General features: G+C 59.2%; 18 protein-coding genes and 1 pseudogene. 13 read left to right on the top strand and 6 right to left on the bottom strand.

The genetic code is table 11. The features are described 5' to 3' along the window. Positions 1-88: 88 nt before the first annotated feature. Positions 89-463 carry a hypothetical protein gene (locus tag JOD97_RS32200; RefSeq protein ID WP_209726897.1) on the bottom strand — a complete coding sequence of 125 codons (375 nt, stop codon included), beginning with the start codon at positions 461-463 and terminating at the stop codon, positions 89-91. A 220-nt stretch (positions 464-683) separates the two neighbouring features. Here JOD97_RS32200 and JOD97_RS32195 point away from each other — a divergent pair, with 220 nt between their 5' ends. The 4 genes and pseudogenes from JOD97_RS32195 to istA all read left to right on the top strand — a co-directional run. Beyond that, a complete protein-coding gene (locus JOD97_RS32195) occupies positions 684-3623 on the top strand; it encodes a DEAD/DEAH box helicase (protein WP_209726896.1) in 2940 nt (979 codons plus the stop codon). A gap of 55 nt (positions 3624-3678) precedes the next feature. Next, positions 3679-4260 (top strand): hypothetical protein, encoded by a 582-nt coding sequence (locus JOD97_RS32190; protein WP_209726895.1) that lies wholly within the window; start codon positions 3679-3681, stop codon positions 4258-4260. Between the two features lie 44 nt (positions 4261-4304). Further along, entirely contained in the window at positions 4305-5066 is a 762-nt protein-coding gene (locus tag JOD97_RS32185) for a hypothetical protein (RefSeq protein ID WP_209726894.1), read from the top strand. A gap of 401 nt (positions 5067-5467) precedes the next feature. Further along, a pseudogene (gene istA / locus JOD97_RS32180) lies at positions 5468-6245 on the top strand (IS21 family transposase); the annotation flags it as partial. A gap of 41 nt (positions 6246-6286) precedes the next feature. Here istA and JOD97_RS32175 read toward each other — a convergent pair. Next, entirely contained in the window at positions 6287-7999 is a 1713-nt protein-coding gene (locus JOD97_RS32175) for a hypothetical protein (RefSeq protein ID WP_209726893.1), read from the bottom strand. Positions 8000-8876: 877 nt separating this feature from the next. On the opposite strand from JOD97_RS32175, the gene JOD97_RS32170 reads away from it, so the two are divergent. From JOD97_RS32170 to JOD97_RS32160, 3 genes are all read left to right on the top strand, one after another. Next, positions 8877-9188 carry a hypothetical protein gene (locus JOD97_RS32170; RefSeq protein WP_209726892.1) on the top strand — a complete coding sequence of 104 codons (312 nt, stop codon included), beginning with the start codon at positions 8877-8879 and terminating at the stop codon, positions 9186-9188. Between the two features lie 56 nt (positions 9189-9244). Continuing rightward, positions 9245-9451 (top strand): hypothetical protein, encoded by a 207-nt coding sequence (locus JOD97_RS32165; protein ID WP_209726891.1) that lies wholly within the window; start codon positions 9245-9247, stop codon positions 9449-9451. A gap of 354 nt (positions 9452-9805) precedes the next feature. Next, positions 9806-10207 carry an ATP-binding protein gene (locus JOD97_RS32160; RefSeq protein WP_209726890.1) on the top strand — a complete coding sequence of 134 codons (402 nt, stop codon included), beginning with the start codon at positions 9806-9808 and terminating at the stop codon, positions 10205-10207. 261 nt (positions 10208-10468) lie between these two features. Here JOD97_RS32160 and JOD97_RS32155 read toward each other — a convergent pair whose 3' ends face one another. Then, positions 10469-10753 carry a hypothetical protein gene (locus JOD97_RS32155; protein WP_209726889.1) on the bottom strand — a complete coding sequence of 95 codons (285 nt, stop codon included), beginning with the start codon at positions 10751-10753 and terminating at the stop codon, positions 10469-10471. 291 nt (positions 10754-11044) lie between these two features. Here JOD97_RS32155 and JOD97_RS32150 point away from each other — a divergent pair, with 291 nt between their 5' ends. Together JOD97_RS32150 and JOD97_RS32145 are read left to right on the top strand one after the other, a co-directional pair. Then, entirely contained in the window at positions 11045-12082 is a 1038-nt protein-coding gene (locus JOD97_RS32150) for a GlxA family transcriptional regulator (RefSeq protein ID WP_209726888.1), read from the top strand. A gap of 14 nt (positions 12083-12096) precedes the next feature. Beyond that, positions 12097-12753: a DJ-1/PfpI family protein gene (locus tag JOD97_RS32145; RefSeq protein WP_209726887.1), complete on the top strand. Its 657-nt coding sequence runs from the start codon at positions 12097-12099 to the stop codon at positions 12751-12753. On the opposite strand, the gene JOD97_RS32140 is transcribed toward JOD97_RS32145, so the two are convergent. Further along, positions 12750-13661 (bottom strand): LysR family transcriptional regulator, encoded by a 912-nt coding sequence (locus JOD97_RS32140; RefSeq protein ID WP_209726886.1) that lies wholly within the window; start codon positions 13659-13661, stop codon positions 12750-12752. The genes JOD97_RS32145 and JOD97_RS32140 overlap by 4 nt on opposite strands. Before the next feature lie 125 nt (positions 13662-13786). Here JOD97_RS32140 and JOD97_RS32135 point away from each other — a divergent pair, with 125 nt between their 5' ends. From JOD97_RS32135 to JOD97_RS32125, 3 genes are all read left to right on the top strand, one after another. Further along, positions 13787-14950: a multidrug effflux MFS transporter gene (locus JOD97_RS32135; protein WP_373999985.1), complete on the top strand. Its 1164-nt coding sequence runs from the start codon at positions 13787-13789 to the stop codon at positions 14948-14950. 47 nt (positions 14951-14997) lie between these two features. After that, entirely contained in the window at positions 14998-15912 is a 915-nt protein-coding gene (locus JOD97_RS32130; RefSeq protein ID WP_209726884.1) for an EamA family transporter, read from the top strand. A gap of 196 nt (positions 15913-16108) precedes the next feature. After that, a complete protein-coding gene (locus tag JOD97_RS32125; protein WP_229264883.1) occupies positions 16109-17497 on the top strand; it encodes an MFS transporter in 1389 nt (462 codons plus the stop codon). Here the strand turns inward: JOD97_RS32125 and JOD97_RS32120 are convergent. Both JOD97_RS32120 and JOD97_RS32115 read right to left on the bottom strand, forming a co-directional pair. Next, entirely contained in the window at positions 17475-18377 is a 903-nt protein-coding gene (locus JOD97_RS32120) for a LysR family transcriptional regulator (RefSeq protein WP_209726882.1), read from the bottom strand. The genes JOD97_RS32125 and JOD97_RS32120 overlap by 23 nt on opposite strands. Positions 18378-18382: 5 nt before the next feature. Beyond that, the gene (locus JOD97_RS32115; RefSeq protein WP_229264882.1) at positions 18383-20704 is read right to left on the bottom strand and encodes a hypothetical protein; all 2322 of its coding nucleotides are present in this window, start codon (positions 20702-20704) and stop codon (positions 18383-18385) included. A 352-nt stretch (positions 20705-21056) separates the two neighbouring features. Between JOD97_RS32115 and JOD97_RS32110 the strand changes: the two genes are divergently transcribed. After that, the gene (locus tag JOD97_RS32110; protein WP_229264881.1) at positions 21057-22415 is read left to right on the top strand and encodes a glycoside hydrolase family 28 protein; all 1359 of its coding nucleotides are present in this window, start codon (positions 21057-21059) and stop codon (positions 22413-22415) included.

Raw genomic sequence — 22415 nt, 5'->3', positions numbered from 1 at the left:
GGATCGAAACTACGGCGTTGCCTTGTCATGCAAATCTCCTCGGATGGTGGATTGTCCACCTATCGAGGTGTCCGGGCAAATTAGACCACTACAGACCTCCTGTGTATATCGTTCGATCCTTGATTTTAAGGATGGCTTGATTTAGTACACCTCGAGTCACATCTGCCATGTCTAGATCGAGGGAATACGGAATGGAGGGCACGGTGCTAGGCGAACGTAGCCCATCCAGACTTAGAAAGACGCGATCCTTTGCAAGAACAAGTTTCTCATAGGTCTCCGCCTTTAACGTCAGCTCACCCGACATTATGAACTGTCCGTTTTCCTTGTCTTTAATCAAAAGCGTCAGATAATCCTTCGTGCCTAAATGAAGCTGTCCTTGCACGGGTTCATAGTCGCCGCAGTGGTCAGATTTTCCTGCTCGAACTATGCCCGAAGAATCTCGCCAGGAATAATCGTAAAACATGTATCCGGTCAAGGCGAACAAAATAACGAAATACAGAAACGGGATGCATCTGTACGTGCAGGACTTGATTTTTCGAAAAATTCTCATCGTGAGTTTTCTTGTGTGCACTTACTAGCAAAATGGAAGCAATATCGTCATGACAAAATAACGCCGATATTGATTGCATAATAACCCAAAATAACGATATATTGCTCTTACATAATTTTTTAGCTAGAGCGGTATGGCCTATTTCGCAGAGCATTCATCGGTGTTAAAGATACTGGAAGGTTCAAGTGATGTCCCAAACCAAGGGCTACGTCGCGGCCAAGTGGGGGCGCTCTTCGCGATTGGCGCGCACTTTATAGAAAGACGCGAGCCTGCAATCATTAGCTTGCCCACTGGTTACGGCAAGACTGCTCTCATGACTGCCGCAGGGTTTGTTCTTAAAGCCCGCCGCGTATTAGTAATCACCCCAACCGCTGCATTGCGATCACAGGCACTACGAGCTTTCTCAGAAATGGAGGCATTGCGAAAGCTTGGGTGCCTGCCTCACGTCGATGACCTACCAAGCCCAAGCGTTGCTGCAGTGGAGGCGAAGCTCACCAGCATAGAAGACTGGGAAGGCCTACGAAGATTCGAGGTTGTGGTTTGCACCCCGCAATCAGCAAGCCCGCACATTGAAGGTATTCAATCACCGCCCCCTGATCTATTTGACGTAGTCATCATGGACGAGGGGCACCATTCCCCGGCAGTCACCTGGAGCGCAATGATTGACGCATTTCCTGATGCGCGGCATTTACTTTTTTCAGCGACCGCGTTTCGCCGCGATAGGCGTCCATTGCCAGGCAAGATGGCATTTTCTTACTCCCTTCGTAAAGCTGTTGAGGAACGTGCGTTCGGACGTGTCGCCCTTGAAGCAGTGGAGGTGGATCCCGATTCTGTGCCGGAAGCGCGCGACAAGGCACTAATCACTAAAGCAGTTGAGATTTTTGAACGTGACCGCGCGAACGGTCTAGATCACAGGATCTTTGCCCGTACAGATCGCACCAAAGCAGCCGAAGATCTTGCTGCCCGCTACGTCGCAGCAGGACTACGAATGAAGGCGGTATCGAGCAGGAAATCAAAGCCTCAGATCGAATTGATTCTAGGCGAACTCGCCGACGGCGAGATCGATGGAATTGTTTGCGTTGATATGCTCGGAGAAGGCTACGATTTTCCGCGCTTTAAAATTGCTGTACTGCATGCTGCACACAACTCCCTTGTGCCAACACTCCAGTTCATTGGGCGCTTCGCTCGCACAAATGATCAAAGAACGGGAGATGCGACGTTCATAGCAATTCCGCGCGAGGTCAATGTGGAGAGCGAGATCCTATACAAAGCAGGCGTTGATTGGGATGTCCTCTTGGCGGACGTTGCCGAAGCAAAGCAAAACCTCGCGTTGAGAGACAGAGCGGTCTTAGACGCATTTACAGCAGCAGCTTTACCTGCAGGCGACTACGAGAACGTCAGCGCGGGGGCAATTCGGCTTGGCCAACACGTCGCTGCCTACAAGGTTGAAAGAAAACCCGACTTTTCAGCACCTCCTCAAGATTTGAGTGGCCTCGTAGTACGCGCAGCTTGGGCCAGCAACGACGGTTCGACGGGACTCATCTTGGCTTCCGAAATTAAGGCACCCACTTGGTATGCGGATGAGCATCTAACTGATGCAAGACATGAGTGTTTTCTGCTCCGCCACTTTGAGGAAGAAGGGCTGCTGTTTATCTGCTCGACTGACAGGACAACATACGTCTATGACGATCTCCTAGCGCACTTTGTTGAAGGAAAAGCTAAAGAACTCCCGTACCAAAAGGTCATGAGAGTACGCAATGGACTGACTGAACAGGAATTTTACAACGTCGGCGTACGAAGCATCTCGCCCACTACAACGGCGGAGTCGTATCGCATCATGGCCGGCCCAAGCGCAGACCGAGGAATTCGCCAAAGTGATTCATCGAATTTCGCACAAAGTCATTTCATGGGACGAGGAAAACTCGACGGCCGAACTGAAATCGTTGGTGCGAGTGCGCGCGGCCGAATGTGGGCACCGGGCAAGAGTTCCATTCCAGCAACGTTAGCTTGGATGGGCTCCCTTCATCGAAGAATTACATCGCCACAGGTCGCACTAGGACGATCAGGACTCGACCTACTGATATGCGGTGAAACTCTGGAAGCCATACCCTTCACAACCTGTATGGCAGATTGGGATGCAAGTACTTACATGGCGCCAGCCACACTACGCTTCATGCGAAACGGGGAAATTGTGCACTCGGCAAATATCTTGGACCTCGGATTCTCAAACTTCGTCGTCTCCGTAGATGCCCAAACTCTTTCGTTTGAAATTGGCGACCATGCTGCGGGTATTAATGTCCATTTTAAGATCGAGGAAGCACCCCAGTTCCGTTGTCCGCGCCCTGCGTATGAAACGCTAGTCGTTCAAGCTGAAGGTGAAGTGCTCTCGCTCGAAGAGTGGCTACAGGAGCACCCACCTCGATTCTTCACCAAAGAATTGAATTTCTTCCAGAATTCAACGATCTATAAACGCATCGCAAGTGTTGAAGTGAGTCCTGCCAGTCTGCGCGCAATGGCATGGGAGAACTGCGAAATTGAAGTAGAGTTCGACCAGCGCGATCCGGCGCGGCAAACCGTTCAGCGCTTCATACAGAGCTACCTCGAGGCGCACGTCGACAATAGCTTCCTGATCTATGACCACCGATCTGGCGAGGCTGCAGACTTCATCGTGGCGAAGGAAAGCAATGGAAGGTTAATGATCCGTCTGTATCACTGTAAAGGCGCAGGTGGCGCGGCCCCATCTGGCGAACGTGTCGACGACGTCTACGAATTAGCAGGTCAATCCGTCAAATCATCCAGATTCCAAATCAAAGACTCACTCGTGAAGCACATCCGACGCCGTACTACTCCAAAACCCGGTCGTGGGCACTCCACATTCATCATTGGAGATCAAGCGACTGCATTGAATCTACTTGCACGTTACGCTCCTATCGACATCCGTTTAGAAATATATGCTGTGCAGCCAGGGCTATCCGCTGCGGCTCTTAACGAAAACGTTCGGCAAGTTATTGCGGCGGCAAATGACAGTTGCTCCGCACAAAACGTATTTCTGACTTGGCTGATCAGTGCATAGAGTCTGAGTGTGATAAATTGATACCACTACGTCGCCGATCGTCGCAAGCCTAATCATGGATATTCTGACTTTTGTAAGTAAGATCATCGAGTCCTTGGTCTGGCCGGCTACCACCATCTGGGTAATATTTTTAGTACGTGAGCAGCTACCAGAGATTGCACGTTCTTTGAAGTCGATTAAATATAAAGACTTCGAGATGACATTTGAGCGAGAGGTCAAGGACGCCGCTGCCGAAGTGAAGGCAGCGCTGTCAGCATGGGATGCTGCGGCCAGACCAGGATTTTTGTTTGGTGCGACATCAAGTCAACACACAACTGCGGTTTCCCACTACTCGCAAAGCGCAGCGATGCTTGAGGCGTGGTTGATGGTAGAAAGTGCCGCAGCTGATTTTGCCGCAAAACTTCAACCGGACAGCGCGCCCAAGCATCCGAGTCCACTTAAGCTGAAAGAGACGCTCGTCAAGGCAGGGATTTTTGATAGACGCCAGGCTGAAGCATTCGATGCACTTCGCAAAATTCGAAATCAGCTTGTCCACGTCATGAATGCCCAGTTTAGCGAAGACACTGTCGCTGATTACTTGGCATCGGCAGAAGCAATGGCTATGTACATCACAGAGCAGGCAAATAAACTTCCGTGAATCCTCTAGGCATTCCTCCCCAATCTCCGATGGTTAACTCCCCCATGCAAAAGCAAGCAGCCCCGTCGATTTCTTCTTACGCAGATCTTCGTTACGCGTTCCAGCACGCGCAGCAAGATGCACCCTTTTTTAGGTTGGCTTTTTTCCCTATCGAAGCTACCTATATTACCTACACATTGCGGGCGATTGGTCCTATCTTTCTGATGGCCTTCATTGGCGCCTATTTGCTAGACAACGGCTGGTTGTTTGCGCTTGCCATCACGTTGGAAGTGCTGGCGATGTTTTTACTAGAGAACGAGATCCAACGCGGCGTGCGCGGAGAGCTGCCGGACAATAGCGCCGTCCAGAACCTTTGCAAACAACCTCGCGGGTTGCGTCGTCCCGTCATTCGATATGCTTATTTTAAGGAACGGATGCACGCTCAGGGCATACGACCATCGATGGTCGTGCTGGCGTCCACGCTGAAGATTGTGGAGTTCAATCGCACAACTCGCCCTGCTGGCTTAACCGGGTTGCTACGCCACCCGATGATGGTTGCCATATTCGTGGGCATCCTTGTGTACGCATTCAATGCCAAGATAGTAGGCGGCCCAAGCTCCCCTGCAGACTGGCGTCATTTTCTGCTGGTCCTCTTTACACTCGCGGCATTGTTTTGGGTTGCCAGCATTGCCTATGCCTTGCGATACATGGAGCCCCTTGAGGAGTGGCAGTTTGAATGTTGCCTGCGCTGGTACCAGTTGGAGCGGGAGTCGGAAGCCCAGCCGATGAGGCATGGTCGAAAACGATCAGGTGCTGACGACAGCTAGAGCCCCGCCCGCAGCGGTGTCGCCATTCTTTCGCAGCGACTAGGGGATGAATGTGGTGGTGATTGGACAAGACCTTTGAGCTCCAGTCGGAGCTTCCGCACCTGATGTCCCGGCGCTTTTTAAATTATTGTAGGCGGATGAGTGCGAGTTACGTTGCTGTTGACCCGGAGGAAGCGAGCTACAGTGAGCTTTGCAGGAACAGCGGCTAAGGTGCCATTCGGTCCATCCCTTGCCAGCCAACTGCATTTTCCTCCAATTCAACACGGTGTCACCGTCACCGTCCGGCCCGCTGGTGTCTCTTGGGCAAGAGCGGGTTGTCAGCAGCGGTTGTAAACTGATACACCTCAGCGATTGAAAACTGATACACCGATTTGAGAAGATGGCTGCTTTGCGAAGCAGCCTTGAAACCCAACGAGGTGTATGTGGAAATTCAGTTATTGAGCAAGCATGGGTTGAGTCTGCGGCGGATCGCCGCCGAGGTTGGTTGCGCGGTAAACACGGTGCGGCGGCATCTAGCGCTGGAGGCTGTGCCGAAATACGAACGCAAGATCAAGCGGGTCAGCAAGCTGGCGCCATACGAGCACTATCTGCGCGAACGGCAGACAGCTGCCCAGCCGAACTGGATACCGGCCAGTGTGCTGCACCGTGAGATCGTCGAACGCGGGTACCAGGGCGGCTTGAGCCAGTTGCGAGCGTTCATGCGTTCGCTGCGGCCGGCGCTGCCGGTTGAGCCGGAGGTGCGCTTCGAGACGGCGATGGGCGAGCAGCTGCAAGTGGACTGGGTCGAGTTCCGAAAAGGTCGTGCGCCGTAGCACGCGTTCTGTGCCACGATGGGTTACAGCCGCGCCAGCTACGTCGAGTTCGTTAGCGACATGAAAGTGGCCACGTTGATCGGTTGCCACGAGCGTGCCTTCGCCGCATTCGGCGGCATGCCGCGCAAGGTCCTGTACGACAACATGAAGACGGTGGTGATCGAGCGCGACGTGTACGGCGAAGGCCAGCACCGCTACCACGCTGGCTTTCTCGACTTCACCAAGCACAGCGGCTTTCGCATCAAACTGTGCCAACCCTACCGGGCGCAGACCAAGGGCAAGGTCGAGCGCTTCAACGGCTATTTGCGCCGGTCGTTTTATGTGCCGCTGGCGAGCCGCCTTGGGCAGAGCGGCCTGCAGCTCGACGTCGAGCCGTCAAGTAAATACCCCCGCGAGGGGGCTTTCATATCATTGCGCAGCCATAATTTGGATGGCGTATGGAATGTACCGCGCAGTTCCATATTTAAAACTGTATACTCCGGTAAGTGGATTAACATGTACGCCATTAATCGTCATCGCAGCGGAGGGTCCGCCATCAAGTCTCAGGGCATTCCCGTTCATTAAGAGCAGGTTTACTACCGTACACAATTCCGCAGCGGATGTGACACCATCTGATGTCGAGGAGATCAGAACTAATCCACCTCTCCACCCGGCACCTATAACGGACCAGCGACTAGATAAGGTATCCCCCGAGCAAGTAGCGCCGTCATGCTTTACCACAGAAGTTGAAGTACTTATCACGTTTACCGCACCAGGTGGGGAATAATTTACCTGTGACGACTCTACAAAAGTAATCGGTTGGCTGGCATAATTTGAATTAAACGACATTATATATTTATTACCGTTGCTTGTGCCATTTCCCACACCCCCACCATTGCGATTTGTCCCTAAATCGACCCCATTGCTGCGTACGTACCCATTTGCCCAACCGTTCTGACCGCTAGCTGTACCCTCCACACCTTCCCAACCAAAACCATTAACTGCTACAGAATAATCTTGCGGAGCCAAGCTAGTTATTCTTCGTAATGACAAATCGTGCTGGTCAAAAGGGGTAGAGGTTTCAGCAAAATAAGGTATATAAATGGGCGGTTGCATGCGCCCGATTTCGACATATACAATATGGATATATGGTGGTATGTTTGTGCAACCTGTATAGTAGGCAATTCCATGGTTGGCTAACGCAGTGGCTTGGATGTTATTAGTTGTATTCTGCTGATTCAAGAGTGTGTAACACGGCGTGTAGATCGGATCGGAAAGAGTACTAACTTCCGCTTGAGAGGTTTCAAAAAATCCGCTTTTAAGCAAGCCAAGTTTATTTATATCCTTTGTCACTTGTGATTTTGATGAGATCGATTTTTTCGCATCACCTTCAAGTGGCACCCTTGCTTTCTCCAGTAAAACATTTTTACCCTTTTCAATGGGTTTTACGGTAACTGAAATTGGCTTTATAAGTGAAACGTATGGATAAATATCGACCAGCGGAAAGCGCTCTCCGGTATCGGTAATTTGCGCGTTGAATATTGCAGGATGTTTTACTGCATTCTCCGGAATCGAAATCGCAACCCCAAGATCGAGATTTATTTTCATCGGAAATTTCGGGTTGTAATAAATGGAGTTTCCATTTTCGCGCAGAAGGTTGCCAACCGCATAAGAAGGAGCATAATTCTCTGGCCGCGCCAAATCTTTTCGGCCTAGAGTTACAAAAATTTCTCCGCCATAATATCCATCTTCAATTTTCAACGGCGATTCCAATACAACCGACCCGGAAACATTTCCACCCTTCAATTCTTCAAAAAAAACACTAGTAATTTCATCATTGGTGATCGACGAATCCACGACTAACTTAGCGACGCCAATAGAGGAATTAGCAGAATTCTGCTTATACATGGTATTTGGACGATAGCACGCCTTTACGGAACATACCACGATGCCGCCAACCCTTAACTCGTTAACAACTGCGCTCTCGTCAATCGAAATGCTAATCTTCAGCCGACCGGCTCCTTTTTGCTGTTTAGCAATTTCAAAATCACTCAGTGGGATAGGATTAAATTTAAACCCTGCTGCGTGCGCTTGACTCATAATAAACCCACTCAAAATCACCAGTAGTAATGATCTCTTCATTTGTTCCCCCATGTGTAGTTAGAATTTACTCGAAATAAGATTAGTTCGCACATATGACTAGTAACTTGACTTTAGACTTAAGCTCAACGCATAAACTTGTTTCGCAATCTCAGTACGTTTCGGAGCACCGGCAGTTCCAATCAAAAGTCCAATACACTTAACGATCTATTTGAAAAAGCGATGCCTTTTCATTTTAATGCCTGCGGCTTGTTGATAAAAAAGTGGAAAAATTCAATTTTGGAATACGTTAAATTACAGAAATTTCTCTTGAGAAATGATTTTCTATCAAATAATTTTACACTGCGAAAAATGTTGAAATATAACCAATTGTCACCGCTGATATTTTTACAACGGGGGACGAATGGCCTGCAAATGTTAGAACTGAGCAAGGTCATCGGTGTAACCTCCACCTCGTAACAGGAAGATCAAAACCGTTCAACCTCACCGAAGTCGAAGCACTTTTCTGCCTTGAACGGCTGATTAGTCCCCTAATCAGCCGTTCACAAACCGCCCCGTTCTGGGCGTAGAATTGACTCATCATCAACCGTCAAGAGCCCCACAATGCCAGCCGTCACCGATCAAATAACACGCCGCGAAGCCGCCCTCGTTCCGTTATTGCAAGCTGTCCGCCAAAGCGTGGAAGCGTGGGCCAAGAAGTCGACAGACGGCGCCACCGTGTGAGAGGTGGGCGTCGAGCTGCTGGGCGATTTGGATTTCGATTGGAGGTATGCGCGGCGCGCTGCTGTGTGGACGCGGCCGCACAGCCTGATATCGGTGCTTGAACATATCGGGGCGGCATCGCGCGACGACGACGTCAAAGCTTACTGCCAAGCTGCCAAAACCGCCTTGGCGGCTTACCATGAATTGTAGGCCACCTATGAACGTTGAAGAGATCAAGGACGCGCTGCTGCGCGGCGTCGACCTCGCCAACGAACATGACGCCGGCGGGGCGGCCACCCGCCCGGCGCAGCTGCGCCGGCTCGACCGCGCGGAACACCTGCTGCCGAATTTCATCGGCGCGGTCCGGGAGCGCGAGCCGACTCTGGCCGCCGCCCTGCAGGAGTTCATGCGGACCTCGCAAGCACTCACGAACAAGGAGCTGGACGATGCACGCGCCGCCAGGCAGCTTGCAGCTGGCGAGACGTTCAGCCACCCCGCCCCTGCACTAGCCAAAGCCCGTACATGCTGAGCGAAGCCGCTGCGGACGCCCCGCCCTCCCCTATTCGACAAGAAAGGAACGCCGCCATGGAACAGCCCGTCAGAACAATTCCCATCACCCATCACGTGCAGGAGCATCTGGTGGACGCTTTCCGTCACACCGTACGGGACTTTCTGCAGCGCGCCCACAGCGGCAGCACCGATATGAGCCGGGATCGCGACGCACGAGTGCGGATCCAGAGTAAGCTGGAATATGGCCTTGAAAAACTGGACTTGAAGCGCGTCAGCGCATAGGCCAGCCACACTAAACGCCTTCAAGGTTAGCTGGACACAGTACTTGATCAGCTTTTTGATTCAGACAGCTTTGTATCACTAACATCAAGACAAGCGGCGACTATCCAATGGCTGAAGGGCCAGATCCATCGGCGCCCCTGGAGCCAACAATATCCTATGAGTACTTGGTTCAGTCACTGACGAAGCAAAATCTCATATCGTGCTTAGCAGATCACATGCATCAAGCCCGTACGGTTCCGCTATCCGTATGATAAATGTCGGCTTAACTCTAAACAGACCGAAAGAGGCTTGGTTAAGCCGAACTTGGTTAAATTCTTGATTTTTCAGTAGCTTTGCGTCCACCTAACTAAGGTGATGCCCAACCAAAGCCGCGTGTCCGGCCCGCTGCTCGACCGCATCGACATGCAGATGGAAGTGGCGGCCGTCGAACCGGACGTGCTCAGCGAGGACGCCGACGGCGAACCGTCGGCCGTCATCCGCGCCCGCGTGCAGGCCGCCGCCGAGCTGCAGCTGCAACGCCAGGGCAAGCGCAACCAATACCTGACCACGCGCGAGATCGACCAGTTCTGCAAGCCCGACAAGCCCGGCAAGGCCCGCCTTAAACACGCGATGGAACAGTTCCAATGGTCGGGCCGCGCCTACCACCGCATCCTGCGCGTGGCGCGCACCATCGCCGACCTCGCCCACGCCGAGCGCATTGGCGAGCGGCATGTCGGCGAGGCGGTGCAGTATCGGCGGGCGTTGCGAGACCGGTAGCGGTACGTCCAGCCGCACGCCGGCGTGACGCCCCCCGGCCAAGCATCGGGACCGCCGGGCGGTGGCAGGTTCCGGAGTAGCGCTGAACTTCCCCCTTCAAAATTGTATTATTCCCTCTCAAAAAACTTATGTTTTATTTGGGAAATATCCTAATGTTAGGATTTTTTCTTCGAGCCGAAGAAATGCAACAAATCCGCGCTATACATTTCCTGCATCACAATTTTCTAATCATTTTTTGGGCGGAGGGCTAAAATGTAATCGTTACTTACGCGGATTAATCGAAAAATGACGCAGTAACTCGGTCAAAAATGGCTTGCCGAAAAATTCCAGCTTGGACCGGTCCAGGCTTTTGCTGTCGTCAGCAAATGAGCCCTCGAAGCTCTCTCCAAACCATTCATGCTCAAGTACCACGGGCAGTTTGATTTCGGTGCGAGAAAAACCTACGACGATGGAATCGAAAGTGATTTTACTTTCGATGCTTACGAAGATGCCTTTCCAGCTTGGCGCTATCCCAATCTCACACAACAGACTGACTTCCTTGGCCACGTCGTCCAAATGACCATCGAAGTGGAAGATGAGTAAGGAGGCTAGCTAACTGCGCGATATTGAACGTGCATTCACCTGGTCACTCTGTATAACCATCCGCGAAGGCGGGCATCGCCTGCAGTTTGTCAGCCATGGCAAACAAGCAGCACGGACACCCCAACTCTTTAGAGCGCATCAGCGAACGCGGGGACGACCGGCCCCGATGGCAGAAATCGTCGGAACGATGTCCTTTCGCACAGCGGCCATCTCCTCTATAGTTATTCCGACACCAATAATCTAAAACCCGGCCCCATGAACCCCGCAGCCAGCGCCGCCGGCATCCCCCGCAAGATCGTCATGTTCGCCTTCGACGGCGCCGAGCTGCTCGACGTGGCCGGGCCGCTCGAGGCGTTCGCCACGGCCTCGGCCCTGATCGGCGGGCCGGTGCCCGGCTACACGGTGGAGATCGCTGCGGAAAGGCCCGGCATGATCCGCTCCGCCTCCGGCCTGACGATCGAGGCGGTCAGCGACTTTGGCGCCGTGCGCGGCGTCGACACGCTGCTGGTCGCCGGCGGCGCCGCCGTGGTGCGGGCCTGCGCGCAGCCGCAGTTGGTCGGCGTACTGAAAGAACAGGCCGGCCGCGCGCGCCGCGTCGGCTCGGTGTGCACGGGCGCCATGCTGCTGGCCGAGGCCGGCCTGCTCGACGGCCGCCGCGCCGTCACGCACTGGAACTGGTGCGTCCGGCTGGCGCGCGGCTACCCCGCCGTCCGCGTCGAGCGCGCGCCGATCTATATCGCCGACGGCCACGTCTGGACCTCGGCCGGCGTGACCGCCGGCATCGACCTGGCGCTGGCGATGATCGAGGAGGACTTCGGCGCGCCGCTGGCGCTGCGGGTGGCGCGCGAGCTGGTGATGTTCCTGCGCCGGCCGGGCGGCCAGTCGCAGTTCGGTGTCGATACCGGGCAACCCAACCCGGGTCGCGACGAGACCATGCGCCGGCTCCAGGCCCTCATCATCGACCAGCCCGACGCCGACCTGTCGGTGGAGGCGCTGGCGCGCCACGCGGCCATGAGCCCGCGTAATTTCGCCCGCGTGTTCAAGCGCGAAACGGGCTCGCCGCCGGCCGAATACGTCGAGCGCGCGCGCCTCGCGCACGCGCGCCACCTGCTCGAGAGCTCCGGTGCGACGGTCGGGGCGATCGCCGCGTCCAGCGGCTTCCGCAGCGCCGACGTGATGCGCCGCGCCTTCCTGCGCTATCTGCAGGCCACGCCCACCGATTACCGCGAGCGCTTCGCCGCCAACGGCGAAGCGCGCCGCGCCGCCGCCCCGCCCACTTTCAATCACCCCTGAGAAAGGAAAGACAGATGGATAGGCAACTCGAGGATGTGGCGGCCCGTCATGACCGCCTGAAAGCCCTGCACGTTGGCATACTGGTGTTCCCCGGCGTCGAGGTGCTGGACTTCGCCGGTCCCTTTGAAGTGTTCTCGGTCGCCGCGCGGGTCGCCAAGCGTGACCTCGGCGTCGCGCAGGCGTTCACGGTATCGCTGATCGGCGCCCGCCGCGACACCATCGAAGCGCGCCACGGCATGGGCGTGCTGCCCCACTACGGTTTTGACGACGCGCCGGCGGTGGACCTGCTGATCGTGCCCGGTGGCCTGATGGGCCAGCCGCTGGACTGCGCCCTGACGCAAACGTGGGTCAAGCGCGCCAGCGAACAGGCCGCGCTGACGGCGTCGGTCTGCACCGGCGCCTTCCTGCTGGCAAAACTCGGCCTGCTGGAAGGACGCCCCGCCACCACCCACTGGGACGACATCGACGAGCTGCGCGCGACCTTCCCGCAGCTTGAGGTGCGGGAGAACACCCCGTTCGTCGACACCGGCCGCGTGGTGACCTCCGGCGGGATTTCGGCCGGCATCGGCATGAGCCTGCATCTGGTCGAGCGGGTGCTGGGCGCGGCGATGGCCGCCGCCACCGCGCGCCAGATGGAATACGACTGGACGCCTTCCGGCCTGGCGGCTTAACCGTCGCCGCGCCGCCCCGTCGCCGGCGCCCCCTCCCCCGCCGCCTTGAACGCCGCGACGATGGCGTCGACCACCACGCGCACGCGCGCCGTGCGCGCCAGGTCGGCGTGTAGCACCAGCCAGACTTCGTAAGGCGCGGCGCGTTTACGCTCCGGCCAGATCCGCACCAGTTCCGTATCGTTGTCGGCCAGGTAGGTGGGCAATTCGCCGATGGCCATGCCGGACCGGACAACGGTCGACAACATCAGGCTCGAATCGAGCTCGGCGATCACATTGCCCTTGGCGATCGATTCGCCGCCCAGCGTGCCGTCCTGGTTTTGCGTCACCGCTGGCTGATAGATGGCCAGGTCGTGCCCCTCGAATGCATGGCCCGGCCGCGGCATGCCGCGCCGCTCGAGATAGCACCGGCTGGCGTACAAGCCCACGTCCCACTTGGCCAGCTTGCGCACGATCAGGTCCGAGTGCTCGGGACGCACGGTGCGTATCGCGATATCGGCGTCCCTGCGCCCCAGATCGAGCACCCGGGTGGTGGTCGACAAAATCACGCGCAAGGCCGGGCAACTGTCGCGCAGCCGGTCGATCGCCGGGATCACGAAGTCGGCGGCGATGGCGTCGGTGGTGGTGACCCGGACCTCGCCACTCACGCGCACATCGTGCTTTTCGGTGCGCCGCTGGAACGACACCGCGATGTGCTCCATGGCCTGCGCCGCCACCAGCGCGTCCTCGCCCGCCGACGTCAGCACATAACCGGCATTCGAACGCAGAAACAGCTTGGCCTCGAGGCGCGCTTCGAGCGCCGTGATGCGCCGCCCCACCGTGGTCTGGTCCACCCCGAGCAACCGCCCGGCGCCGCGCAAGGTCCCGCTGTGATAGATCGCCAGAAAAATCCGAATGTCATTCCAATCCATCTTGCCCTCTTTGATGCTGCAAATTTGCAGGGTGGGTCTGCGGATTTATGCATTTCCAGTCAGAGGGCCGGAGTTTAGCATTTGCCTGCTTATTAATACGACCCGAACCACCAAACGAGAATGCCGTGAAATCCAAAACCGAATTTATCTTCATCGTTTCGCTGATCAGCACCTTCGGCCTGCTGGCCTCGGACATCTACGTGCCCGCCATGCCCTTGATGGCCGCCTTTTTCAAGGTGTCGGTCTGGCAGATCCAGCAGAGCATCGCCGTGTATCTGTGCGTGCTGGCGCTGGCGCAAATCGTCTACGGTCCCTTGTCCGACCATTTCGGCCGTCGCCGGCTGCTGTTGTCGGGCATCGCGCTGTACGTGCTCGGCGGCGCGCTGTGCGCGGCCTCCGCGTCGTTCGAACTCTTTTTACTGGGACGCTGCGTGCAAGCGCTGGGCGCGGCCTCCGGCCTGGTGATCGGCCGGGCCCTGATCTCCGACCGCTACCCCAAGCACGAGGCGGCGAAGATCTACAACATCGTCTATCCGCTGGTGTCGCTGTCGCCGGCGCTGGCGCCGGCCATCGGCGGGTATCTGACCAGCGCGCTGTCGTGGCGGTGGAGCTTCATCTTCGTGGCGCTGTTCGCCTGCGTGCCCTTGCTGCTGGTGGCGCTCCGGCTGCCGGAGACACACACCAGCCACGGCCATGGCAAGCGCATCGCCTTCCTGTCCGGCCTGTCCGAACTGCTAGGCCATCGCACCTTTGTGCTCTACACCATGGTCGTGTGCGCCATTTACAGCGCCTGGTTCGTCTACCTGACGCAATCGACGTTTATCTTCCATGCCCTCGGCCTCTCGGAGAACCAGGCGGGCTGGCTGTACATCCCGCTCACCTGCGGCATCTTCCTGGGCAACTTCATATCGAAAAAGCTGCTCGAGCGCATCGGCTACGACCATATTGTCGGCCTCGGCGTGGCGTGCTTCGTCACCGGCGGCCTGGTCTTCGCCGCCACAGCGTGGCTGGGGAGCGCCTCGGCCACGCTGGTCATTTTGCCGATGACGATGGTCAGCCTGGCGAACGGCTCCTCGCTGTCGCTGGCCGTGTCGGGCGCGGTGGCGAGCAATCCGCAACGGGCGGCCAGCGCGTCGGGCCTGGTGGGCTTCTTCCAGATCGGCAGCGCGGCGCTGTCGACCGCGCTGGTCAGCCTGTTGTTCGGCACCGGTTACGCGGTGTTGGCGTTCGCCATCCTCGGCTTCGCGCTGCTGGCCCTGGCGGCGGCCCTGTTCCTGCTGAACTCTTAGGCGGCATGCTAGGATTGACCTTTCGTCAAGAAAAGGAGCTGTGAACGATGACCGCAGCGCGCCCCGGGATTCACTACGCCATCGCGATTCTGTCGGGCGTCAGCGCCAATTTGCTACTCGGCCTGTCCTCCCTGTTTTGGAAGGCGCTGGCGAAAATCCCTCCCACCACCCTGCTGGGTTATCGCATCTTATTGTCGCTCGCTACCTTGGTCGTGGTGATGGCGGCGCTCGGCCGCCTCCGCGGACTGCGGGCCCGGCTCTCGCCGCGAATCCTGGCCATTCATTCAGCCGCGGCCATGCTCGTCGTGGTCAACTGGGGCACGTTTATCTGGGCGTCCATCCATGGCCACGTGGTCGAAAGCGGATTGGGTTACCTGATCGCGCCATTCGTGGCCATCATCGCGGGCGCGGTCGCCTGGGGCGACAAAATGACCTGGCTGCGGCTGGGCGCGCTGGCCGTCATTGTCGCCGCCGTGCTGGCCATGATCCTGCGCAGCGGCGAATTGAATCACTGTGTCTACCTTGTCATCGGTTCCACTTGGGGCGCCTATGCCTGCCTCAAAAAAATCACCACCCTGGACGCGTTCGGCGGTCTGCTGTGCGAAACCGTGGCACTGACCGCTGTGCTTGTTTTGTCGCTGGCGACATCGGCAACCTCCATGCGCCTGCCGCCGGCGCTGCCAAACGCCACACTGCTGACATTGGCCCTTTGCGGTGCTGTGTCGGTATTGCCGCTCTGGTTGTTTTCACTCGCGGCGGCGCGCCTGCCGCTGTCGGTGATGGGGTTCTTTCAATTTGTGCTGCCGACCACACAGTTGGCGGTCGCGCTGGTGTTTTACCGCCAGCCGGTCTCGACGAATACCCTGCTCTGCTTTGCCATCATCTGGTCCGCGCTCGGCTTGCTCATCTCGGAACCGTTGCTGGCTCGGATTCGCCGAACCCGGCCGGGTTACCCGTCATGAGTAGATGGGAAAGCTGTGGCCGGAAGGGACGCTCCCACCACCCGAGTATATGGACTCGGCCCAGCGCGAACTTGACGACGCTCACGCGGCGCCGCGCGATTTTTCACCCCGGCAGTAAAGTGTTTTCAGATATCAAATCTATCGGAATGGCCCGGTCCGGACTACGATCGTCACCAATTGCCAACCAGAGATTGCCATGTCCGATCAAACCCGAAAAACCCTGTCCTTGCTGGCTTCCTGCCTGGCCTTCGTCATCGTCATACTCGATGTCAGCGTGGTCAACGTCGCGCTGAAAAGCCTGCATGCCGAATTTCCAAGCACCATCGCCCAACTTGAATGGGTGGTCAACGGCTACACGCTCACCTTTGCCGCCTTTCTTCTCACCGCCGGGGCGTTGGGCGACCAGTGGGGGCCGAAAAAAGTGTTTATCGCCGGCTTCGTCTTGTTCGCGCTGGCGTCCTTTCTATGCGCCATGGCGCCCGATCTGCTGGCGTTGATCATTTACCGGCTGCTGCAGGGACTGGGCGCGGCTCTGGTGGTGCCGGCCTCGCTGGCCCTCGTCAACCAAACCTTCCCCGATAAAAATGCGCGCAGCCGGGCCATCAGCGTGTGGGCGGCGTCCGGCGGAATGGCGTTGGCGCTGGGCCCGGTGTTTGGCGGATTGCTGATTTCCACGGCCGGTTGGCGGGCGATTTTCCTTGTCAACGTTCCCATCGCCTTGGTCGGCAGCATCGTCGCGTGGCGCTGCGTCAAGCAGGATGGCGCCAATGCGGCCGGCCGGGTTATCGATATGTCGGGACAGATCCTGGCCGCCCTGGCGCTTGGTGGATTTACGCTGGCATTGATACAGGTGGGCTCTTCCGGCCTCCGGTCTCCGCTCGTGATCGGTGGCATGGGCTTGTTCGCGCTCGCGGGCCTGGCGTTCGTCTACGTGGAAAACAGCAAGCAACACGCGATGCTGCCGTTGTCCCTGTTCAAGAACAGCCATTTCGCTTGCTCGTCGGTGATCGGGATTCTGGTCAACTTCGCGTTTTATGGCTTGATCTTCTTGTTCAGCCTGTTTTTCCAGTACGCCTGGTCGTATTCGCCGCTGGACACCGGCCTGGCGTTCTTGCCGATGACGGGCTCCATCATGATCGCCAACCTGCTGTGCGGGAAATTGATGGTGAAGCACGGCTACCGCACGGTGCTGGCCGGCGGCGGCCTGCTGGCGGCTTTCGGTTATCTTGCGATGGTGCCGTTTGTCGGCGATGGCCGCTATGCCCACATCGGCGCGCAGTTCGTCATCGCCGGCTTCGGCATCGGCCTGACGGTGCCGGCGATGACCAACGCCATGGTGTCGTCAACCGAGGCGCGGTTTATCGGCATCGCGTCCGGCGTGCTCAACGCCTCGCGCCAGATCGGCGGATTGATCGGCGTGGCGTCGATCGGCATGATCGTCGGCGGCGTGACACCCGAGCGTTTTGCCGGCGGCATGATTCCCTCGTTGCTTTGCTCGATAGCGGCCTTGTCCATCGCTAGCGCGATCAGCATTGCCGGCCTGCGCAAAGTCGACCACGCGCTCACGCGAATTCATCGAGTATGAAACGGATGAACTCCTTCAGTCTGGACGGCATGACGTCCATTTTCCGGTACACCAGATGCATTTCCCGATCCGCGAGGCGATAGTCCGGCAACAGCCGAACCAGCTGCCCACTGTCGAGCCATGGCCTGGCCAGAATCTCCGGGATCAGCGCGATGCCGGCACCCTTTAACACCATCGCGCAGGCGCCGTGCGCATCGTTCACCTGCATTTTGAACGGCACATCGACCGAATGCGCGACACCGGATGCGTCGAGAAGTTCCCAGGTGCTTTGCAGCCGGTTCCAGACCGTCTTGTGGTCGAAATAAGTGGCCACGCACAAATGGTCGACCAGCCCGGCGGGCGTCGATGGCGGCGCATTGCCGGCCAAGTACGCGGGCGAGGCGCACAACACCACGGCGTACGGGCGCAACGGCCGGGCCACCAGGTTGGACTCGGACAGCGGGCCAAGCCGGATCGCCGCGTCATACCGGGCCGTGGTCATATCGACGATATCGTCGCCGAGGGTGACATCGATGCGTATCCCCGGATGGCGCGCGTAGAATTCGCCCAGGCGCGGCAGCAAGGTGGCGATGCCGAATGTCCTGGGCGCCGTGAGTTGTAGCGTCCCCTCCAGACTGCCGGTGAAATTCGAGGCGACGTCCGCGCTTTCCTTCATCATCGCCAGCACCGACTGGCAGATGCCGTAGTAGTAGGTGCCGAAATCGGTGATCGACAGTTTTCTGGTCGTGCGGACCAGCAGCGCCGTCCCGAGATCCTCCTCAAGATAGTTGAGGTAGTTGCTCACCATCGAAACGGAAAGGTTGGAATCGCGCGCCGCGACCGTCAGGCTCAGCTTATCCACCACCTTGACGAAAACCTGCATAGCCTTCAATTTATCCATTACGCTCACATCTCCCACTGGAACTTGACCGTCAGCGACTTGCCCACCGTGTCCGGCGCGCGCGTCCTGTCGCGCGCAAAGCCGACCGACAGCGAGCGCCCGTGGCGCCACAGATGGCGGTACAGCAGCGAGCGGTGCATCTGCCGGTCGGCCCACGGCTCCAGGCCCGAGACGCCGTCGTCGCGCCGCGCGGCCGAGGTGTTCTGCGCCAGCAGCCGCAGCGAGTCGGCCGGCGTGAAGTGCAACATACCCAACCAGCGCCAGCCATTGTCGACGAAGGCCGGGCGCCCGAGCGTGCCCTGCACCCAGGCGCGGTTGACGCGCTGGTCCAGTTCCATCGCCCAGCCGCGCGGCAGCGCGAAACGCAGCGCCACCTCCAGCACCGCGTTGCCGCCGCGGCCGACCCGGTCGGCGTCGACGTCCAGTTGCTTGCCCAGTGTCACCTCGGATTTGATCCTGGCCAGCCATGGCAGCGGCGAGCTTTCCAGCCCGAAGTGCAGCGCCGGCACGTCGTGCAGCGGCCCCTCGCGGCGCCCGCGCTGCTGGTCGAAGCCGAGGTTGGCCCAGAAGTCGGTCTGGCGCGCGGCGCGGAACCAGATCCCCGGCTGCAGCTTGCGCTCGACGATCTGCTTGCCCGGCTGGCCAGAGAACGCATCGGACAGCGTGCGGATCTCGTGCAGGCCCAGGTGCGCCTCCATCTCGTACGCCTGGAACGCGGTGTCGGCGAAGCCGAGCCGGTGCGGCCCCAGCCTGCGGTTGAGGTTGATGTCGGCCTTGACGATGCCGGTCTGCGGCACGAAGCCGTTGTCGTTGACGAAGCCGGGGCCGACCGCCTCGAGCTTGAGCTCGTTCCACCAGTCCTCCGACAGCTGCGTGTACTTGCCCGACAAATAGGCGCCGTTGCGCGCCGGCACCCGCAGCGTGGCCGCCGCCGGCGCGTCGACGAAGCCGGCGCTGGTTTGCGAATGCATCAGCAGCCATGCCGCCTGCTGGCCGTCGCCGCGCCATTGGCCGTCGAGGCCGAACACCTGGTTGGCGCCGGCGTCGCCGTAGTCGCGGCGCGAGGCGAAGGCACCCAGCAGCGCGCCGTCGCCGTGCCAGCGCGCCCGCAGCAGGCTGCTCAGGGTGCGCCGCGTCTGATCGTACTCGGCCGTCTCGTACGGGCCGCCGCGCAGCACCACGCCGCCCGCCTGGTCGCGCAGGCTCATCGCGGTGGCATCGGCCTCGGCCGCGCGCCAGGTACCGCGCAGCCCCCATTCCGGATCGGCCACCGTGCGCGAATAGAACGCCGCCAGCGGCAGCCCCAGCACGTCGGCGCTCTCGAGGAAGAAGCCGCGCTTCTCCGGCAGGCTCAGCGCGATGCGGCTGGCGCCCGACGACGTCGGTTCGTCGATCTCGACCTGCGAGAAGTCCGGGTTCAAGGTGGCGTTGAACACCATGTCGGCGCGCGGCCGGGCGTTGATCTCCAGCCCCACGCTGCCCTGGTTGGCGCGGTGGCGGCCGGCGCCGTCGGCGTCGCTGTTCGCGCGCAGGGTCAGCTCCGGCCTCAGTTCGAGGAAACTGCGGTCGCGCACGGCGGCGACCGTGCCGCCCATGCCGTCGATGTCCTGCATCACGCCGATGTGGCCGATGGTGTCGGTGGTCAGCGGCGTGCTGGTCAGCAGCAGGCCGCCGGCGTGCGGCACGCTGCGTTCGATCATCACGCGCCAGGTCTTGCCGTCGGCATAGGGGAAGCGCAGGTTCGACAACGGCCAGCGCACTTCCATCGTGTAGCCGTCGGCCAGGCGGCGGACGGCGGCGTCGATCGGGAAGTCGGGGCCGAGGTCGGACTCGTCCTCGTCGGCGCGGTAGATGCCGTCGCTCAGCACGCCGGCGATGTTGACGCGCACGAACTGGGCGGCGCGGCCGTGGCCGGTGGGGTCGAGCCAGATGCCGATAAAGTCCTGGTCGGTGCCGACCTTGTCGCGCCGCGCCAGCGAGCCGCGCATGAGCTCGGGCGTGGCGTCCCAGGCGCGGATGCCGAACACCAGCGCACCGTCGTCGATCAGCAGGCGCACGGTGGTGCGCAGCGCGGCCGGCGCGTCTTTGCCGCTGTTCGGCAGAAATTCGTGGAAGGTGTCGAACTCGCGCGCGGTTTGCCAGGCGTCCTCGTCGAGCACGCCGTCGACCTTCAGCGGTGTGGCGGCGTCGATCAGCCGCGCCGGCAATGCCGCCACCTTGCGCGGCTCGCCCTCGATGGCGCCGGCCTCACCCGCCCCCGCCACGGCCAGGCAGGACAGCATCAGCGTGCCGATGCCGGTCCCCGCGCCGCTCAATACTCTGCTCAATAATTTGATTAAATGATCCAACGTCGCCTTCGGTTCGTGCGCGGACAAGCGCGCCACGCGGCCGATAGTTTAAACTAAACAATATCTTTTTGAGAACTTTTTAGACGAAGACCATGCGCCGCCCGAAAATGACCGGCATTGTGAAATCCACCAAGGTGCGTAATGATTCTTCCCATCTGAATCTGGAAGCATGGTTGCGCTCATTCTTATCTGCTAATCTTTTTTCTGAATTTAACAACCGACCGAGCGACCTCGGCCACCAAATCGGCGTGGCCCTCGTCTTACCGGCGCGGAGCACGCGAGGTGCTCCAGTGAGCGCTGCCTGAGCAGCGCCTATAACTGGAGACATGTCATGCACATCACCACCCTGGGCCCCAAACCGCGGCCCGCAATCGTATCGTCCCTGATGGCTTCGGCCGTCGCCGCCGCCCTGTCGTGCGCGCCACCGCTGGCCAGCGCACAGGACACGCGCGACGTGCGCGAGCCGACGCTACCGAAGTCCTGCGCGGTCCTGAGCGCCGAACCGGCCAAGCCGGGCCGCGACGACGCCGCGCGCATCCAGCAAGCCCTCGACCGCTGCGCGCAGGGCGGCGCGGTGCACCTGGCGCCCGGCGACACCGGCGACGCCGGCTTCACCGCCGGCCCGCTGACCCTGGGCGGAGGCGTCACGCTGGTCGTCGACGCCGGCGTGACCTTGTACGCCAGCACCAATCCCATGCTGTTCGACAACGGCGAAAAAACCTGCGGCACCCTGGACGCGGCCGGCAAAGGCTGCCGTCCCTTCATCACCGTCAGCGGCGCCAGGGGCGCCGGCATCATGGGCGACGGCGCCATCGACGGCCAGGGCGGCCAGCTGATCGACGGAAAGACCGAGACCTGGTGGCAAATCGCCCGCCGCGCGCAAAAGGAAAAGCTGCGCCAGAACGTGCCGCGCCTGATCCAGATCGACAACGCGCGCGACTTCACGCTGTACCGCATCACCTTGCGCAACTCGTCCAATTTCCACGTCGCCATGAACAAGGTCGACGGCTTCACCGCCTGGGGCGTGCGCATCGACACCCCGCACGACGCCCGCAACAGCGACGGCATCGATCCCGGCGCGTCGCGCAACGTCACCATCGCCCACAGCTATATCCGCACCGGCGACGACAACATCGCCATCAAGGCCGGCAACAACGGCATGAGCGAAAACATCTCGATCCTGCACAACCACTTCTACAGCGGCCACGGCATGTCGATCGGCAGCGAGACCAACGGCGGCGTGCGCAACGTACTGGTCGACGACCTCGACATGGACGGCACCACCTCCGGCCTGCGCATCAAGAGCAACGACCGGCGCGGCGGCGTGGTCAGCGGCATCGTCTACCGCAACGTCTGCCTGCGCGGCAACCGCTGGCCGTTGTACATCGACACCAATTACGAGCCGGGCCCGGCGGGCCAGCTGATCCCGTCGTACAGCGGCGTGCGCATGGAAAACGTCCACAGCCTCACGCCGGGCCAGGTGATCCTGCAGGGCTACGACGACGCCCGTCCGCTGCGGCTGGCGCTGAAGGATGTCGTGGTCGACGGCGAGCCGCCGGTCAAGACGTCGTTCATCCAGCTCGACGGCCGGCTCAACGCGCCGGACGCGCGCGCGCTCGACTGCACCAAGCGCTTCGCCCCCTTCCCCGAGGGTCCCGGGAACTGGCCAGTCAAACTCGCGGGGCAATAA

This window comes from Duganella sp. 1411 (assembly GCF_017833525.1).
Lineage (GTDB): Bacteria > Pseudomonadota > Gammaproteobacteria > Burkholderiales > Burkholderiaceae_D > Rugamonas.
This window is presented reverse-complemented; position numbering and strand designations above follow the sequence as displayed.